Annotated in this window: 15 protein-coding genes and 1 pseudogene; 6 read left to right on the forward strand and 10 right to left on the reverse strand. The window is 71.9% G+C overall.

Features of this window, described 5'->3' with window-relative positions; translation table 11 throughout:
• Window positions 1-113 precede the first annotated feature (113 nt).
• A complete protein-coding gene (locus N4G66_RS13855; protein WP_261704377.1) occupies window positions 114-1,358 on the forward strand; it encodes a cytochrome P450 family protein in 1,245 nt (414 codons plus the stop codon).
• A gap of 46 nt (window positions 1,359-1,404) precedes the next feature.
• Here the strand turns inward: N4G66_RS13855 and N4G66_RS13860 are convergent, their stop codons facing one another.
• From N4G66_RS13860 to N4G66_RS13880, 5 genes and pseudogenes are all read right to left on the reverse strand, one after another.
• Complete coding sequence (locus N4G66_RS13860) at window positions 1,405-2,775, reverse strand: cytochrome P450 (protein WP_261704378.1); 1,371 nt, start codon at window positions 2,773-2,775, stop codon at window positions 1,405-1,407.
• A complete protein-coding gene (locus N4G66_RS13865) occupies window positions 2,772-3,374 on the reverse strand; it encodes a GTP-binding protein (protein WP_261704379.1) in 603 nt (200 codons plus the stop codon). The genes N4G66_RS13860 and N4G66_RS13865 overlap by 4 nt, the downstream gene beginning before the upstream one ends.
• On the reverse strand, window positions 3,352-3,717 hold the full coding sequence (locus N4G66_RS13870) for a DUF742 domain-containing protein (RefSeq protein WP_261704380.1): 366 nt from the start codon (window positions 3,715-3,717) through the stop codon (window positions 3,352-3,354). Before N4G66_RS13870 ends, N4G66_RS13865 begins: the two co-directional genes overlap by 23 nt.
• Window positions 3,714-4,127, reverse strand: coding sequence for a roadblock/LC7 domain-containing protein (locus N4G66_RS13875; protein WP_261704381.1), 414 nt, complete (start codon window positions 4,125-4,127; stop codon window positions 3,714-3,716). Before N4G66_RS13875 ends, N4G66_RS13870 begins: the two co-directional genes overlap by 4 nt.
• A 386-nt stretch (window positions 4,128-4,513) precedes the next feature.
• A pseudogene (locus N4G66_RS13880) lies at window positions 4,514-5,812 on the reverse strand (ATP-binding protein); the annotation flags it as partial.
• 207 nt (window positions 5,813-6,019) lie between these two features.
• Here N4G66_RS13880 and N4G66_RS13885 point away from each other — a divergent pair.
• Together N4G66_RS13885 and N4G66_RS13890 are read left to right on the forward strand one after the other, a co-directional pair.
• A complete protein-coding gene (locus N4G66_RS13885; RefSeq protein WP_391858809.1) occupies window positions 6,020-6,991 on the forward strand; it encodes an AraC-like ligand-binding domain-containing protein in 972 nt (323 codons plus the stop codon).
• 162 nt (window positions 6,992-7,153) lie between these two features.
• Window positions 7,154-8,023 carry a LysR family transcriptional regulator gene (locus tag N4G66_RS13890; protein ID WP_261704382.1) on the forward strand — a complete coding sequence of 290 codons (870 nt, stop codon included), beginning with the start codon at window positions 7,154-7,156 and terminating at the stop codon, window positions 8,021-8,023.
• Between the two features lie 37 nt (window positions 8,024-8,060).
• Here the strand turns inward: N4G66_RS13890 and N4G66_RS13895 are convergent, their stop codons facing one another.
• The gene (locus N4G66_RS13895; protein ID WP_261704383.1) at window positions 8,061-9,455 is read right to left on the reverse strand and encodes a YhgE/Pip domain-containing protein; all 1,395 of its coding nucleotides are present in this window, start codon (window positions 9,453-9,455) and stop codon (window positions 8,061-8,063) included.
• 736 nt (window positions 9,456-10,191) lie between these two features.
• On the opposite strand from N4G66_RS13895, the gene N4G66_RS13900 reads away from it, so the two are divergent.
• Window positions 10,192-11,079, forward strand: coding sequence for a lysylphosphatidylglycerol synthase transmembrane domain-containing protein (locus tag N4G66_RS13900; RefSeq protein ID WP_315903639.1), 888 nt, complete (start codon window positions 10,192-10,194; stop codon window positions 11,077-11,079).
• A gap of 316 nt (window positions 11,080-11,395) precedes the next feature.
• Here the strand turns inward: N4G66_RS13900 and msrB are convergent, their stop codons facing one another.
• From msrB to N4G66_RS13920, 4 genes are all read right to left on the reverse strand, one after another.
• Window positions 11,396-11,803, reverse strand: coding sequence for a peptide-methionine (R)-S-oxide reductase MsrB (msrB, locus tag N4G66_RS13905; RefSeq protein WP_261704385.1), 408 nt, complete (start codon window positions 11,801-11,803; stop codon window positions 11,396-11,398).
• Window positions 11,804-11,848: 45 nt separating this feature from the next.
• Entirely contained in the window at window positions 11,849-13,237 is a 1,389-nt protein-coding gene (gene murC, locus N4G66_RS13910; RefSeq protein ID WP_261704386.1) for a UDP-N-acetylmuramate--L-alanine ligase, read from the reverse strand.
• A gap of 404 nt (window positions 13,238-13,641) precedes the next feature.
• Window positions 13,642-14,097 (reverse strand): indole-3-glycerol phosphate synthase, encoded by a 456-nt coding sequence (locus tag N4G66_RS13915; protein WP_261704459.1) that lies wholly within the window; start codon window positions 14,095-14,097, stop codon window positions 13,642-13,644.
• A 148-nt stretch (window positions 14,098-14,245) separates the two neighbouring features.
• Window positions 14,246-15,040, reverse strand: coding sequence for a pyrimidine reductase family protein (locus tag N4G66_RS13920; RefSeq protein WP_261704387.1), 795 nt, complete (start codon window positions 15,038-15,040; stop codon window positions 14,246-14,248).
• On the opposite strand from N4G66_RS13920, the gene zapE reads away from it, so the two are divergent.
• Window positions 15,039-16,184, forward strand: a complete 1,146-nt coding sequence (gene zapE / locus N4G66_RS13925) for a cell division protein ZapE (protein WP_391858810.1) — start codon at window positions 15,039-15,041, stop codon at window positions 16,182-16,184. The genes N4G66_RS13920 and zapE overlap by 2 nt on opposite strands.
• A gap of 210 nt (window positions 16,185-16,394) precedes the next feature.
• Complete coding sequence (locus N4G66_RS13930; RefSeq protein WP_261704389.1) at window positions 16,395-17,483, forward strand: slipin family protein; 1,089 nt, start codon at window positions 16,395-16,397, stop codon at window positions 17,481-17,483.
• Window positions 17,484-17,633 lie beyond the last annotated feature (150 nt).

Raw genomic sequence — 17,633 nt, forward strand, 5'->3', positions numbered from 1 at the left:
GGGAAGTTGGCAGCGTACGCATCCGGACCCGGGCGCAACTCGACGTGCCCGGGTCCTCGCGTAGCGTCACGCGCCGTAAGTCGAATAGGGGTTCGTCTGCCGGGAGGTTCCCGATGGGAAACGCACGTCCTTTGGTGATCGACACGACCGGACGCGACATCCACGCAGAGGCCGCGCGGATCCGTGAGAGAGGACCAGTAGCCCTGGTGGAGCTGCCCGGCGGGGTGCAGGCCTGGGCGGTGAGCGGTCCCGAGCTGCTGAAGCGGCTGCTCACCGATCCCCGGGTGTCCAAGGACGCACGGCAGCACTGGCCCCTGCTGGCGAACGGCGTGATCACGTCCGAGTGGCCGCTGTTCACCTGGGTGTCCGTGGAGAACATGTTCACCGCGTACGGCGGTGAGCACCGGCGCCTGCGCACTCTGGTCTCCAAAGCGTTCACCGCCCGCCGGACGGCCGCGCTCCAGCCGCGCATCGAGGAGATCACCCGGGAGCTGCTGGACCACGTGGAGAAGGCCGGACGCGGCTCCGAGGTCGTCGACCTGCGCGAGGAGTTCTGCTATCCGCTGCCGATCCAGGTGATCAGCGAACTGTTCGGACTGCCCGAGGACCGGGGCCCCGAGCTGCGCGAGCTGGTCGACCGCATGTTCGCCACCTCCGCCGACCCGGGTGAAATGACAGCCGCCTACGGCCGGTTGCTGGTGATCCTGACCGAACTCGTCGCCGCCAAGCGGACGTCACCCGGCGACGATCTGACCTCCGGGCTGATCGCGGCCCGCGACGACCAGAACGGCAGCGCGCTCAGCGAGCAGGAGCTGCTGGACACCCTGATCCTCATGATCAGCGCCGGCCACGAGACGACGGTCAACCTCCTCGACAACGCCGTGCACGCCCTGCTCACCCGTCCCGAACAGCTCGCGCACGTCCGCGAGGGCCGGGCCGGCTGGGACGACGTGGTCGAGGAGACCCTGCGCGCGGACGCACCGGTCGCGAGCCTCCCGCTGCGGTACGCCGTGGAGGACATCGTCGTCTCCGAGCTCGGCGGCCCCGAGGGGACCGTGATCACCAAGGGTGAGGCGATCCTCGCCGCGTACGCCGCCGCCGGGCGCGATCCCGGGCGCCACGGCAAGGACGCCGCCGTGTTCGACGTCACCCGCGCCGACAAGGAGCACCTCGCCTTCGGTCACGGTGTGCACCGCTGCCTGGGGGCCCCGCTGGGCCGCCTGGAGGCCCTGATCGCGCTTCCGGCCCTGTTCGAGCGCTTCCCGGACCTCCGGCTCGCCATCCCTGAGGAGGAGCTGACGCCGGTGGACTCCTTCATCTCCAACGGCCACCGCTCTCTTCCGGTCCGCATCTCCTAGGGTCCGCATCTCCTGGGGTCCGCCTCTCCCGGCGTCCGGGGCCGGGTCACTCCCCGCGCCACCAGGCCGCCGGCCGCGCCCAGCCGCTCCTCGGGCGGCCGGGCGCGGGGGCCCGGGGCTCTGCGGGAGGCGCCGGGAAAGGCTCGGCCCGCGTCTGCCACGTATCCTCAGGGCGTCCGGCGCCGGGCCGGCCGCCCTCGGAGCGTCCGACGGCCGGAGCGGGCGGGAAGCTCACCGGCAGTGCGGCGAGTGCGCGGTGGAACGGGCCGGGACGCCACCTCAACCGCTCGACAGGCACCGTCAGTTCGATGTCGGGGATCCGGTCGAGGAGTTTCTCGACCGCGACGGCCGCGATCAGCCGCGCCGGACCCTGGGCAGGGCAGGTGTGCGGACCCGCGCTCCACGCCAAGTGGGCCCGGTTGCCGATTCGCTGACTGCCGGCCAGAGCAGGATCCGTGTTCGCGGCGGCGAGGCTCACCACCAGCGGATCACCCGCGCGCAGCAGCGTGCCCTCGTACACGACGTCGTGCCGCGGGTAGTGCACGGCGTAGTTGGCGATCGGCGGATCGGTCCAGAGCACCTCGTCGAGGGCGTCCTCCACCGGCAGCGTGCCGCCGGACAGGTCGCCCGCGAAGCGGTCGTCGGACAGCAGCAGACGCAGGCTGTTCGCGATCAGGTTCTGCTGCGGTTCGGTGCCGGCGCCCATCAGTACGGCGAGGGTGTGGATCATCTCCTCGTCGGTCAGCGCGGCCGGGTGCTCCATCAGCCAGGTCGTCATGTCCGGCGCGGGTCGCCGCCGCTTCAGCCCGACCAGGTCGAGCAGGGTGGTGGTGAGCAGCTCGTTCGCCTTCTCGGCGTCCACCCCGTCGAAGATCCCGGACATCCCCTCGACCAGCCGGACACCGTGGCCGACAGGGCAGCCGAAGAGGTGGTTGAAGACGAGCAGCGGCAGGACCTGGGCGTACTCGCCCAGCAGATCCGCCGTGCCCAGCGGCGCGAACCGGTCGATGAGGGTGTCGGCGCTGCGCTCGGCACAGCCGCGCAGGGTGCTGGACTCGACGCGGGCGAGGGTGTCGGTGATGGCGCCCCGCAGCCGGCTGTGCTCCTCGCCGTCGGTGAACAGGGCGTTGGGCCGGTACATCATCATCGGGACGACCGGGCTGTCCATCGGGACGGTGCCGTCGGCGAGGTCCTTCCAGTGCCGCGGGTCCTTGGAGAAGGTCTCCGGACTGCGCAGGACGTGCAGGGCGGCGTCGTACCCGGTGACCAGGGTGGCCCGGACGCCGGGCGCGAGTTCGACGGGCGCGGTCGGTCCGGCGTCCCGCAGCCGCCGGTAGACCGTGGCGGGATCGGCGGCGAACTCCGGTCCGTACAGGGACTGGTGGGCCGGGCAGCCGGGGGGCGGTACGGCGTTCACGCGTGCTCCAGTTCGCCGGTGCGGGCCAGCAGATGGGCGACGAGGGCGATCAGTGTCTCGGTGGCGGAGACCCGGTCGCGGGCGTCGCAGCGCAGCAGCGGGGTGGCGGGCAGCAGGTCGAGGGCCTCGCGCACCTCGTCGAGGCCGTGCCCCGGCCCGTCGTCGAAGTCGTTCAGGGCGACTGCGTACGGGAGTCCCAACTCCTCCAGTACGCCCATGACTTCGAAGGACTGGTCCAGGCGCCGGGTGTCGGCGAGAACGAGTGCGCCGAGCGCTCCGCGCGTCAGGTCCTGCCAGAGCCCGGTGAAGCGCCGCTGCCCCGGGGCGCCGAACAGATAGAGGACCAAGGTGTCGTTGAGGGTGACGCGGCCGAAGTCGAGGGCGACCGTGGTGGTGGTCTTGTCCCGCGTACCCGCCAAGTCGTCCACGAGCGCGCCGGCCTGGGTCATGACCTCCTCGGTGCGCAGCGGCCGTATCTCGGAGAGCGCGCCGACGAACGTGGTCTTGCCGACCGCGAAGTGGCCCACGACCAGCAGCTTCACGGCGGTCTGCACTCCCTCGGGCAGGTACACGGTGTCAGAGTCGGGAGCGGAGTCCATCGAGGACCTCCTGGAGGATGCGGGTGTCGGACGGCGGCCCGGCGGAGGGGATCGGCGTGCGGGTGACGAGGTGGCCGCTGTCCATCAGGTCGGCGACCAGCACCTTGGTGACACTGACGGGCAGCTCCAGATGGCCCGCCACCTCGGCCAGCGACAGTGCCCCGGGCCGGCACAGCTCCATCAGCCGCCGCTTCTCGGGGCTCAGCCCGGTGAGCGGTGGGCCGAGGGCCGCGATCAGCAGCGTGACGAGGTCGAGGGTGTTGCGCGACGGATGCGAGCGGCCGCCCGTGACGACGTACGACCGCACCAGCCGCTCCCCGGGACGACGTCCGGGCGGCGTCATGCCGGACTGCCGGTGTCCTGCCGGGCCGGGCTGGTCAGTTCCTTGCCGAGCCGGTCGACCATCTTGTGCATGCGGTAGGTGACCGCCTCCATGTCGACGTCCTCGGTCGTGGACACGGCGAGATGGGTGCCCTCGCCCGCGGCGACGAGAAAGACGTACCCGTGTGCGAACTCGATCAGGGTCTGCCGCCACGGTGTGTCCGGGCTGCCGCAGAACTCGGCGGTGCTGCGGCTGATCGACTGCACGCCGGACAGGCCCGCGGCCAGCCGTTCGGCGTCGTCCCGGCCGATGTCCGCGGAGTGGGCGCGGAGCATGCCGTCGGCGGACAGCAGGATCGCGTGCCGCGCGTGCGGCACCTTCAGCACCTCGTCGAGCATCCACCCCAGCTCGTTGGTCATGGGCGCGGTCATCCCTGTGTGCTCCCTTCGATCCGGTGAGGTGTTTCGTACGACGTCACGGGGGCGCCCGTGGGCATCACGGGGGTCTCCGCCGGCGCCGCGAGGGCATCCGCCGTCGGCACAGAGGCGTCCGTCGAGGTCCTCAGTGCGCTTGTCGGCGTCGTCGGGGCACTCGCCGGCATCACGAAGGCGTCCGTCGGCGTCACCGGGGCGCGCGTCGGCGTCACGGGGGAACTCGTCGGCGTCGCCGGAGCACCCCTCGGCGTCACCAGGGCGTCCGCCGACGTCACCGGAGCATCCGTGGACGTCACCGGGGCGTTCGTCGGCGCGTGGGCTTCCGGGCTCGCGGGAGCGTCGGGCGGCCGCGGGGCGGCCGGTGTTCCGGTGGTGTCCCGCTCCGCGCGGCCGAAGCGGGTGCCGCGGGCGAATGCGCCCATGCGCCGGGCGTTCTCCTCGGCCGACCGCGCGCTGACGTCCTCGGCGGGGACGGCGTCGGGCTGTTCGGCGGGGGTCGCCTGCTGCGGGCCGCGGCGCCGCCGCTTCGGCAGGCCACCGGCCGTCGTCGTCCCGACGGGCTCGGCCGCCCGACGCGTGGGACGCACCGGCGTCACGGATGCCGCCCCCGGACCTGCGGGCCGCCCGGCCGCCCGTGAGGGCTCGGCCCGCGGCGGCGCCTCCACCACCGGGGCCAGATGCGTGAGCAGCGTCGACGGCAGGAACACCACGGCGCGGACACCGCCGTACGGGGACCGCGTGTCCACCGAGACGCTGAACCCGTACCGTGCGGCGAGTACACCGATGACGGCGAAGCCGAACTGCGGCGGATCGTCGAGCCGGGTCACGTCCACCGGGTCGCGGCCGGCCAGCAGCGCGGCGGCCCGCTCGGTCGCCTGGCCGTCCATACCGACACCGGCGTCGTCGATGACCACGCAGGCGCCGTTGTGTGCCGACTGGACGGTGACCTCGACGTTCGTGTTGGGCTGCGAGTGGCGTGCCGCGTTGTCCAGCAGTTCGGCGACGGCGAGGACCACCGGTTCGACCGCGCGGCTCTCGACGGCGATGTCGACCTGTCCGTTGACGCGGACGCGCCGGTAGTCGCGGACACGGGAGGTCGCGCCACGCACCACGTCGATCAGCGCGGAGGTGCTGCGCTGCCGTCCGGGCCAGGAACCGCACAGGACGGCGATCGCCTGGGCACGACGGCCGAACTGGGCGTTGGTGTGGTCGATTTCGAGAAGGTCGCGCAGGACGTCGGGGTGGTCGTGCCGGTCCTGCATCTCCGCGATGGACACCTGCTGCTCATTGGCGAGAGCCTGGATCGAACGCATCGACGCCTTGAGCGCGGACTTCGCGGACTGGTCGGCACGCGCCTGCGCGTGCCCCACCGCTTCCGAGAAACGTTCGAGGACGCTGTCGAGGTGCTTCGCGAAGTCCGTGCCGGCCACCCGGGCGTCGAGCGGGCCGGCGGCGGGGACACCCGCGGGAACGTGCTGGTGGGGGGCGTCCTCCAGGGCGGGCAGGCGGACCTCGGCCAGGTGCCGCAGCTCCTCGTCGCGGACCCGCAGGTCCTCCGTGAGCACGGCGGTCCGTCGGCGCTGTCGCGTGCTGATCCCGCGCTGGCGCAGCAGCAGCACGGTGACGGCGAGCAGGCCGGCGGCCAGGCACCAGGACGCGGCCTCCGGTATCCGTTCGGTCATGGTCCTCAAGTCCTCTTGTGCAGAGACACATTGCTGGGAAGGAAGCAAGAAAAGTGAGGGGTGGGACGCGAGTTGACGCGGGCGCATGACGGTAGCCCCGCGGCGGTGTCCGCGCTTGCCCCGGCGCGCAAGGAAGTTGCCGCCATGCGCACCGACTGTGTGCACTAGGCTGACACCGCGTGACTACCCTCACCCACGCGGGAGTTGATGGTGTCGTTGGCTGCGGCGAACTACCTGGTGGAGACCCGGTCGACGGGTGCGGTCCAACCGTGGGAGCGGACCGACTTCTGGAGCGAGCACATCGGGTCGTACCAGTCCCGGATGGGCTACCGGTACAGCCGCACCGACGACTTCCGCGGTGAGACGGTGCGTCAGCGCACAGAGGCGTATCAGCTCGTCAGGTTCCGGTCGGACGAGATCGAGTACAGCAGGACCGCGCGGCAGGTCCGCGAGGATCCCGACGGGGACTACCGGTTACTGCTGCCGCTGAGCGGGGAGATCATCCTGCGCCAGGACGGTCACGAGGCCCGGCTGACCCCGGGGACGGGCACGCTCGTCTCGTTCGGGGCGCCCTTCCAGTGCCTCCAGGACGCCTCCGCCCAGGCGTTCGTCCTGACGATCCCGGCGCGCGAGGTGGACGGCCCGCTGAACCGCAAGTCGCCGCTGGCCACCGCCCTCGACCTGAGCAGGGGTCTCGGCCGCGTCGTCCGCTCGATGCTCGACGGTCTGTACGCCGAGCGCGACGATCTCACCGACTCCCAGTTCAACGCCGTGTCCGACCGGGTGGTGGAGCTGGTGTGCATGCTCGCCACCGGCGACGACCGCCCCGACGGCGCCCGCCACCTGGCCGACGTGGAGACGGTGGTGCGCCGCCACGTCCGCGAGAACGCCGCCGACCCCGGGCTCACCGGTACGTCCATGGCCCGCACCCTCGGCTGGTCGCTGCGGCAGATCCAACTGGCCCTGCAGCACGCGGGCACCACCCCCCGCGACCTGATCCGTGAGGAGCGCCTGCGCCTGGTCCGCGAACGTCTCCAGTGCGGCGACTGCGAACACCTGACCATCACCGATCTGGCCTACGCCTCGGGATTCTCCTCGGCGAGCGCCCTGAGCACCGCGTTCCGGCAGCGCTTCGGGGTGAGCCCGCGCGAGATGCGCAACGGCGTCCGCGGAACGTGACCACGCGTTCCCCGGGCGTCCGCCACCCGTACGCCCGGTCCGCCTGTCCGCCGTCGGCACCTCGTCGGCACCTCGTCGGCGCCCCTGCGACGCGCACGGCCTGGGACAATCGGCAGAGGACGGGATCTCGGTCGGAGACGGGCTGCTGGTTCGGGAGTGGAGATGGATCTGCGGCAGATGGAGGTCGTGGTCGCGGTGGCCGAGGAAGGCGGTTTCACCGCGGCGGCCCAACGGCTGCACGTGGTGCAGTCCGCCGTGTCGAGCACGGTCCTCGCACTGGAACGGGAGCTGGGCACCCCTCTGTTCGACCGCACCACGCACCGGGTGTTCCTGACCCCGGCGGGCGAGGTCTTCGTCCCGGCGGCGCGCGCCGCGCTGCGGGCTGCGGAACAGGCGCGGGCCACCGTCGACCTGGTCCGGGGACAGCTGCGGGGCAGGATCACGATCGGCACGACGCAGGGCGTCTGGGCCGATCTCCATCGGCCGCTGGCCGCGCTGCGCGCCGAGCATCCGGACGTGGTGGTGCGGTTGCGGCAGGCGTCCGTGACCGACATCCGGCACGCGCTGCGCGAGGGCACCGTCGACCTGGCCGTGGTCGCACTCGACCGGCAGCGGCAGCGCGGTCTGGTGACCCGGCTGCTGTCGTACGAGGAGATGGTGCTGGTGTCCGCCCCGCGGCGGGCGCTCACCGGAACCGGCCCGGACGGCACGGTCACGCTCACCGAGACCGCCCGGCTGCCGCTGGTGGACTTCACACCGGGCTGGGCGATCCGCCTCTGCGTGGACCGGGCGTTCCGTGCCGCCGCCGTGGAACGGGAGACGACCTTCGAGGTCGACGACATCGTCGCCGCGGCCGAACTCGTCCGGGGCGACCTGGGCGTCTGTGTCATGCCCGCCTCGATCGCCGGGCAGTTCCCCGACCTCAGCACCCACGCCTTCGCCCGGCACGCGCCCCACTGGAAGATCATGCTCGTCCTCCCCCGCGGCGACACCCCTCCGGCGGTCACCGCGCTGCTGCGGCACATGCCCTGAGGACGGGCTCCGCCGAGCGGTGGCCGTGGGGTGCCGGTCAGGCGGATCCGGCGGGCTGGGGGGTCAGGCGGTGCAGGCCCTTGCGGTCGTAGTAGCGGGTCATCGCGAAGCCGAAGAGAAGGGCGAGCACGGCGCCGACGCCGATCATGAGCCAGGCCCTGCCGAGGCCGGCCTCGGCCCGCGCGTCGAAGAAGAGGATGGCGCGCACCCCGTCGCTGAGCTGGCGCATGGGCTCGAAGACGGACAGGAAGCGGTAGAACCCGGGCACCGCCTGGAGCGGGACGGTGGCTCCCGAGGACGGCAGACCCAGCACGATGAACACGAACATGGACACGAGCTGTCCGATCCCGCCGAAGGCCGCGTTGATCGCCTGGACGCCCAGTCCGACGGCGAGGCTCGCGCAGTAGGAGTAGATCCACAGCAACGGCAGGTGGGTGGCGTCCATGCCGAGGATCGCGACGGTGGCCAGCATGACCAGGGAGACCGTGAGCACGGTGATACCCGCGGTCATGACCATTTTCAGGAGCAGGGTCTGGGTCCGGCTGATCGGCACGGTCGGGCGGCGGGTGTGCCAGGGGCCGATCTCGTTGTCGGCGTATCCGAGGGCCGTGTCGACGCCGGTACTGATGAGGTTGCCGCCGAGGAACCCGGCCAGCACCAGGAGCAGGGTGTAGTAGAACGCGCTCAGCCCGAGACCGCTGTGGTCGCCGATGGGGTGCCCCACCCGGGTGACGACCTCGACGGGGTCGGCGAGGAGCAGCCGCGTGGTGGAGTCCGCCTTCGCGGTCGCGGGCGAGGCCGTGAGTTCCTTGCCGATGGAAGCGGAGGCCTGCTGCGCGGCGGCCGTGGTGATCCGGCTGGCCAGCGACGAACCGAGGCTGCCCATACCGGGGTTGGTCAGCACCGTCATGGTGGGCCGGACCCTGGCGTTCGCGGTGGTCAGCGCGGTCAGGGAGTCGGTGAAGTCCCTGGGGACGACCAGGGCACCGTAGATCTTGCCCGAGGAGAGTTCGTCCTGGGCCTGCGCACGGGTGAGTCTGCGCCAGCCGGCCGCACCGGAAGTGTCGCTCGCGACGACGGCCGCGGTGACCTGGGTGCCCACGTTCTGCCGCTGCCCCGGAGGGGGCTTGCCGGTGTCCTCGTTGACCAGGCCGATCGGCAGGTCGTGCAGATGCCGGTTCGGGTTGACGATGCCGCCCATGTAGAGCAACGACAGCAGGAGCGCGAGCAGCCCCGTCAGTACGGTGGGCACCACCCACAGCTTCGGACGACGCAGGAGCGCGGCGGCACGCGCCTGGGCGGGTGCGGCGACATGGTCACCCCGGCCGGCGTCCGAGCCGCCGGGGCCGCCGGTACGCAGGGCGTCACCGCCGCCCGTACCCGTGGCGTCCTCGTCGCCGTCGTCCGCGAGGTGGTTGTTGTCGGCGTCCATGGTTCTCCGTAGGTTCCGGGGCGGCGCGGGAGCGGCGGTGGGCGCGCGGCCCCCGGCCGGGGAGTCCGAGGCCGCACGTCAGGTCAGGATCTGCTGTGCGCGGGCGTCACGGACGGCGACTCGCCGAATCCCCGGCGGCGGCCCACGGCTTCATTCCCGAGTCGCACGGCCGAGTCCTGACGGACCGGTTCACGCCATGACCGTGCGGCCGCTCCATTCGCCCCGGCCCGGTGAATCCGATGTTCACGCGCCGTCCCATGCCTTCGGCTGTGGTCCCGTGCCGTCGCCGGGCAGTCTGCGCGCGGCAGCCCACCCCCACCCCCACCCGTGTCGGGACCGCAGCGACGCCACGGGAGTTGCAGAGGACGCTCTCCCGTCCGACGCGGCACCTCCGGCCGTGTCGCTCACACGCTGGCCCCCCTTCCTCTCGCGGACACCGTGGCGTCACACCGAACGGGCACGTTTCCCCCGTCCCCGTTGCATCGCCTCGGATCCGTCCGTCCGTACGCGGGCGTGACGCGGAAGGACGACGTGAGCCGTGTCCCTGCCCCCGCTCGACAGCCTCCCCGCCCCCACGCCCACATCTGTCACACCCACCGCACCCGGCGATACACCTTGCGCCGCCCAACCCGCTTCCACTGTCTGCTCCCCCTGCGCCACCCCCACCCGCTCCACCACCCGCCACACATCCCTCGCGCGACTCACCCGCCTCGTATTGGCGCTACTCCCCACCCTGTTGATCGGAACCTGGGCGGCGCTGGACCGGCGGGCGCTGCGCGACGGCGCCGCCCGGCTGGGTGACGCCGATCCGTGGTGGCTGCTCGCCGGGGTCTTCTTCACCCTCCTGGGCTGGGTGGTCGCCGGGTGCGTCCGGCAGGGCGCCCTGCCGGACAGGCTGCCGCCCGGCCTGCTGCTGGCGTCGCAGTTCGCCGCGGGAGCCGCCAACCTCCTGCTGCCGGCGAACATCGGCGCCCACGCGGTCACTCTGCGCTTCCTGCAGCGCCAAGGCATACCCCTGGCCCGCGCGACCGCCTCGCTCGCCCTGTACTCGCTGGTCAAGCCGGTGGCGAGAATGCCGGTGCTCATCGCCTTCCTGGTGGCGTTCGAGGACACCCGCCGGCTCGGCGGGATCGCCCCGGATCGCTGGACGCTGCTGCTGGCCGCCGGAAGCGTAACGGTCGGTCTCGCGACCGCCTTCCTGCTCCTGGCGGTCGTCCGTCCGCTGCGCCGCCCGGTCGTCGGCTTCCTTCGCACCGCGCTGACCGATGTACGGCTCCTGCACACCCGGCCCAGCCGCGTGCTCGCCCTCTGGGGCGGATCGGCCGCCGCCCCGGTGCTCCAGGGAAGCGTGATCGCGTCGGTCGGCTTCTCGCTCGGGCTGCCGCTGTCGTGGGCGCAAGTGGTGTTCGCGCTGCTGATAGCCAGTACCGCCGTCGCTGCCGTACCCGCTCCGGGCGGAATAGGCCCGGTGGACGCGGCCCTGGTATTCACCATGGTCGCGCTGGGCGCCCCGATGGGCCTCTCGACGGCCACCGTCATCTGCTACCGGGTCCTGACGGTCTGGATCCCGCTGCTCCCGGGCACGCTCGTCCTCTCGGCCCTGGTCCACCGCAAGGTGCTCTGAACCGGGGCACGGACGGAGGCCCCGGCCCCCGGAACACCCTGGTTCCTTGCCCGTTGGGCCCATGGCACGACAGCCGTGGCCACCGTCGCGGACGTGTTCCGCGCCGAGGCTGTCAGAACTCGCCACGTGCACGCCATGGACGCGTCCTCGCACGGTTCGGGACTCACGTCGATGGTGTTCGCGTATGTGAGGACGGCGAGTTGGGGCCACCCACGCCGACGGCCCCGAGACGCCCGGGCCCGTGTCGGGTCGACCGGTAGCGGTCGTACCGGCACGGGCCGACGGCCGCGGGCCGGACGACCTCGGGCGGAACGGCTCAGCCCTCGTCCGGCGCCAACCGCAACGAGATCGAGTTTATGCAGTACCGCTGATCCGTCGGCGTCGCATACCCCTCACCCTCGAACACATGGCCGAGGTGTGATCCGCAGCGGGCGCAGCGCACCTCGGTGCGCATCATGCCGTGCGAACGGTCCTGGATCAGCTCGACCGCGTCGGAGTCCTTCGGGTCGTAGAAGGACGGCCAGCCGCAGTGCGACTCGAACTTCTCCGTGGAGGTGAAGAGTTCGGCGCCGCAGGCGCGACAGGAGTAGACGCCCGTCGTCTTGGTGTCGGTGTACTCACCGGTGAAGGCGGGCTCGGTGCCCGCCTTGCGCAGCACCGTGTACTCGGCCGGGGTCAGCTCCGCGCGCCACTGCTCGTCCGGCTTTTCGATGTCGTACGACATGAAGCTCAACCCCTCACGCTCAAGGAGGCCCACTGGGGGCCACGGTCACTCGGACAGCCGGGCGAGGATCTCCGGTCCGAGATCCGTCACGTCGCCCGCGCCCATGGTGAGAACGAGATCACCGGGCTTCGTCATTCCCGCGACGACGGACGGCACCTCGGCCTTGTCGTGGACCGGCGTCACCTCGGCGCCCGCGGCCCGCGCGGCCCGCAGGATCAGCTCACTGGTGACACCGGGGATCGGGTCCTCGCGGGCCGGGTAGATGTCCAGGACGACCGAGGCGTCGGCCAGCGACAGGGCCTCGCCCATCTCCTTGCCCAGCTCCTGGGTGCGGGAGAACAGGTGCGGCTGGAAGACGACGAGGATGCGGCCCGAGGCGCCGGCCCGCATGGCCTCCAGGTCGGCGGTCATCTCGGTCGGGTGGTGCGCGTAGGAGTCGACGACCTGGACGCCGGCCGCCTCGCCCTTCAGCTGGAGGCGGCGCTTCACGCCGGTGTACGAGGCGAGCGCGGGGGCCAGCTCGGCGGCCGGAATGCCCAGGGCGACACCCGCGGCCAGCGCCGCCACCGCGTTGTGCGCGTAGTGACGGCCGGGGACGGAGACCGCGAAGGTCAGCTCGGCGCCGTCCAGCAGGACCGTCACCTCGCTCTTCAGGCCGTGCGGGACCACGGAGAGCACCCGGACGTCCGCGTCGGCGGCGTCGCCGTACGTCACGACGCGCACACCGCGGCCGGTGACCCGGCGGGTCAGCTCGCGGGCGCCCTCGTGGTCGGCCGAGATCACCAGCGTGCCGCCCTCGGTGACGCGGTCCACGAACGTCTCGAAGGACTCGTAGATCTCTTCCATCGACGCGTAGTTGGCGTGGTGGTCGAGTTCGACGTTGAGGATGATCGCGACCTCGGGCGCGTACTTGTGGAAGCTGCGGTCCGACTCGTCGGCCTCGGCGACGAAGATCTCGCCCTCGCCGTGCAGGGCGTTCGAACCGGGGGCGTCGAGGTCGCCGCCGATGGCGTACGACGGGGCGAGGCCGAGCGACGACAGGGACACGGCCAGCATCGAAGTGGTGGTCGTCTTGCCGTGGGTGCCGGCGACCGCGATCGGGCGCAGGCCGTCCATCAGCCGGGCGAGGGCGTCCGAGCGGTGGACGACCGGGATGCCGAGCTCGGCCGCGCGGGCGAGCTCCGGGTTGTCCGCGCGGATCGCGGAGGAGACCACGACACAGGTGGCGTCGGGGGCGAGGTGGCCGGCCGCGTGCCCGATGTGGACCGTGGCGCCCAGCGCGCGCAGCGCCTCGGCGGTGGCGGACTCCTTCGCGTCGCTGCCCGCGACCTGGGCTCCGCGCTGCGCGAGGATCTTCGCGATGCCCGACATCCCGGCGCCGCCGATGCCGATGAAGTGCGGTCGGTCCATCGCGGTAGGAAGGCCGGGTGCCATGCGTGTATCTCCCCAAGATCCGGTACGAAGGTGGGCGCGCTCTCCCGAAGGGAACGCGGACCCAGCCTATTGGGTGCGGCGGACGGCGCCTCACAAGGGACACCGGCGGACCCGCCCCGGCCAGCCGGGCCGGACGCCCGGCCGTCACCCACCGGGCCTCAGCACGCCCAGCCGTGACCTGCCGGGCCTCAGCACGCCCAGCCGTCACCCACCGGGCCTCAGCACGCCAGCCGTGGGCAGGTGCGCCCCCTGAAGCCGGGACTGCGCCACTCACGTCGCCAGGACGCGGACCCGCTGCCCCGACCCCGCGCGCACCCGGGACTCCGGGCTGCGCCGCTCACGCCCGGAACCCAGGGCTTCGCCACACTCACGCCCCGCTCGGGGCCCCCGAACCCGGAGCCGGCTCACACCTTGCTGTGCGAGAACAGCTTCAGCACCGGCACGCCCACCTTGTGGCGGGCCCGGGAGGCCCAGTCGCGGTGGAAGAACTCCTCCACGTAGTGGGGGTCGGTCAGCACGATGACCTCATCGGCCTCCACCTCGTCGACCAGGGTCTTCAGCGCGTCGAGCGGGTGATCCTCGATGAGCCGTCCCTCGGCCGCGCTGCCGGACGCGCGAAGAGCCAGCAGTGACACCTCCAGCGCCTGCTCGCCCTGGCCGGCGGCCGCGTCCCCCTCCGGGGTGTCGCCCTCGCGGGCCGCCTCGTCGATCTCGCCGAGCGCGACGTCGTCGATGGCCCGCAGCAGCCGGTCCGCCTGGTCGCCCCGGGGCTGGAGCAGCACATGGAAGGCGACCGCCTCGTCACCGTGCAAGGTCGTGACGAACTCCACGTCGGCGGACGTCAGGGCCTTCTCGATCATCAATACGCTTGTGAACACGACAGGCGCCCTTCTCGTCCGTGGGCCGTCCCGGCCCCTGCGGAAACCATCCTGCCCCGTGATCGCACGGGTACTGCGCGATTTAGTGTGCCCGTCGGAAGATAAACGGAACCTGCTGTTCCGTCGGCTGTCAGCGCCGACGGTATCGGCTGTACAGGAACCCGGCCTCTTCCAGCAAAGACACCAGTTCGAGCTGTCGCGGGACCGGCACCGAGGGTCCTCCGGCGATCCGCTGCGCGTCGCCCGCGGCGAGCAGCGGGGCCAGCGTCAGACACATCTCGTCCAGCACGCCGGCCGCGATCAGCTGGCCCAGCAGCCGGGGCCCGCCCTCGGTCAGCAGCCTGGTGTGCCCGAGGTCGCCCAGGGCCCGCACGGCGCGGGCGGGATCGACGCCCATGCCGTCCCCGGCGATCACCACCTGTGCGCCCGCCCGCTCGGCCGCCGCGATCCGGTCCGGGTCGGCCGCGGCGCCGGTCAGCACCAGCGTGGGCACCAGGGGCGAAGTGAACAGCGGCAGCGAGAAGTCCAGGTCGAGGCTCGCCGTGACCACCGCGATCGCGGGCGCGGGGCCCTGCCCGGCGGCCTCCCTGAGCGCCGCGAAGGCCTCACGCGCGCGTGCCGGCCGGTAACCCTCCTGCCGTGCCGTCTCCGCTCCGACGACCACGACGTCCGCGAGCCCCCTGAGGACACCGAAGATCCGCATGTCGGTGGCGTTGGAGATGGGCTGCGAGCGCCCGTCGTGCTGGGCGGCGCCGTCCAGCGTGGACACCATGTTGGCCCGCAGCCAGGGCTCGCGGACCTCGGGGTAGGCGTACGCCTCCGCCAGTTCGCCGAGCTCCCACTCGCGCTCCGTCCCATCCGTCCCGGAGGCCTCGACGGAGGCCTGGGCTGCTGTTTCGTAGGTCACAGGGAACAGGCGTCGCATGACGTGCAGTGTGGCACGGCGCATAGAGTGGGGAACCGTGTCGTCCACCTCCACCGCCTCCGCGATCGACCCGATAGCCGAAGCGGCCCCCCTGTCCCTGTGCGTCCGCGAGCCGCACGTCCCCGCCGACCGGCTCGTCGCCGAGATGGTGCCGCCGCCGCGCTTCGACTCGGTCCGCTTCGCCACGTACATCCCGGACCCGAACCAGCCCAGCCAGACCGAGGCCGTTGGCATCCTCGAACGCTTCGCCGGCGGGCTCGGCGGGGCCCACGCCATCGGCGCCCCCAAGCGGAGGCTGTTCGGCTTCGGCAAGGCGCCGAAGACTCCGGCCGGTCCCCGGGGCGTCTACCTGGACGGCGGCTACGGCGTCGGCAAGACCCACCTCCTCGCCTCCCTGTGGCACGCGACCCCGGCGGAGCCCGCACTCAAGGCGTTCGGCACCTTCGTGGAACTGACGAACCTGGTGGGCGCGCTCGGCTTCCAGAAGACCGTGCAGACCCTCTCGGGGCACCGACTCCTGTGCATCGACGAGTTCGAACTCGACGACCCGGGCGACACCGTCCTCGTCTCCACCCTGCTCGGCAAGCTGGTCGACGCGGGCGTCGCACTCGCGGCCACCTCGAACACACTTCCGGGCAAGCTCGGTGAGGGCCGGTTCGCGTCCGCCGACTTCCTGCGGGAGATCCAGGGCCTGTCCGCGCGCTTCCGCCCGCTGCGCATCGACGGTGAGGACTACCGCCACCGCGGGCTGCCCGAGGCACCCGCCCCGTTCTCCGACGAGCAGGTCACCAAGGCTGCGTACGCCACCGACGGCGCGTCCCTGGACGACTTCCCGCACCTGCTGGACCACCTGGCGCGCGTCCACCCCAGCCGGTACGGCGCCCTGACCGACGGGATCAGGGCGGTCTGCCTCACCGACGTCCAGCCCGTCCCGGACCAGTCCACCGCATTGCGGCTCGTGGTGCTCGCCGACCGGCTGTACGACCGCGAGGTGCCGGTCCTCGCCTCCGGAATGCCCTTCGACCGGCTGTTCAGCGAGGAGATGCTGAACGGCGGCTACCGCAAGAAGTACTTCCGCGCGATCTCCCGGCTGACGGCGCTCGCCCGCGACGCGAAGGGCCTCGTGGACAGCCGGGGAGTCTAGGGCCCGCATCCCCACGAGGAACGGAACCTCGCCGACCCGCCCATCCTCTGCGAGGAACTGTTCCGGACGCCCTGCCGACCCGGCCATGAACGCCACCCTGTCGGGCACTCCTCCGGCCCGATTTCCCACGGGCAGACCCGGCAGGAACCCCGCCCCCGCGACGTAAAGTGGAGATGTCAGGCAGAACGGGCACCCCGGAAGGGGGTCGTCATGATCCAGGAAATCATCGTGGGGATCGTGGCGGCCGGGTCCGCCTCCCTGGTCTACGTCGCGGCCAGCGCCCGGGTCATCAAACAGTACGAACGCGGAGTCGTCCTCCGCCTCGGACGGCTCGCGGGAGAGGTCCGCTCCCCCGGCTTCACCATGGTCGTGCCCTTCGTGGACCGGTTGCGCAAGGTCAACATGCAGATCGTGACCCTGTCCGTGCCGGCCCAGGAAGGCATCACCCGGGACAACGTCACGGTCCGGGTGGACGCGGTCGTCTACTTCAAGGTGATTGACGCGGCCGACGCGGTCATCAAGGTCGAGGACTACCGCTTCGCGGTCTCCCAGATGGCACAGACCTCGCTGCGCTCGATCATCGGCAAGAGTGACCTGGACGATCTGCTGTCCAACCGCGAAATGCTCAACCAGGGGATGGAGTTGATGATCGACAGCCCGGCGCTCGGCTGGGGTGTGCAGATCGACCGGGTCGAGATCAAGGACGTATCACTGCCGGAGACGATGAAACGGTCGATGGCCCGGCAGGCCGAGGCGGACCGTGAGCGCAGGGCCCGGATCATCAACGCGGACGCGGAGTTGCAGGCGTCCAAGAAGCTGGCCCAGGCCGCCGAGGTGATGTCGGAACAGCCGGCCGCACTCCAACTGCGCCTGCTGCAGACGGTGGTGGCGGTCGCGGCCGAGAAGAACTCCACACTCGTCCTGCCGTTCCCGGTGGAGTTGCTGCGCTTCCTGGAACGGGCGCAGTCGGGACAGCCGCCGGTGGTGGCGGAGTCCCAGCGGGCGCGGCGGCCCGAGGCGCCGCCCGGGGTCGAGCCGGTCGACCCCCCCGCCGCGCCGGACCGGATCAACGGAGTGCCGGAGGCGCTCGGCCTTCCGGAGACGTTCGCGGACACGGACGGGCTCGGAGTTCCGGACGCGTTCGGGATCCTGCGCACGCCCGGGACACCGAAGGAGCCCGGGGAACCGGACGGCTCCGGGAATCCGGACGGGTCCGGGGAAGCGGAGGAGTCGCGGGGAGTGGAGGGGTCGGGGGGAGTGGAGGGGTCGGGGAAGGCGCCGGAGGCGCCCGCGGGATAAATACCGTGCCCGTCCCGGGGCCCGCTGCTAGCGTGAGGCCCATGAAGCGTGCCGCACTGAACACGACGACGCCGGAGAGTGTCCCGGCGCGCTGACCGCTGACGTGAGTCGAAGCCCCGGGGCGAGTGCCCCGGGGCTTCGCCGTGTGGT

Source organism: Streptomyces rhizosphaerihabitans, assembly GCF_025399795.1.
GTDB lineage: Bacteria > Actinomycetota > Actinomycetes > Streptomycetales > Streptomycetaceae > Streptomyces > Streptomyces rhizosphaerihabitans.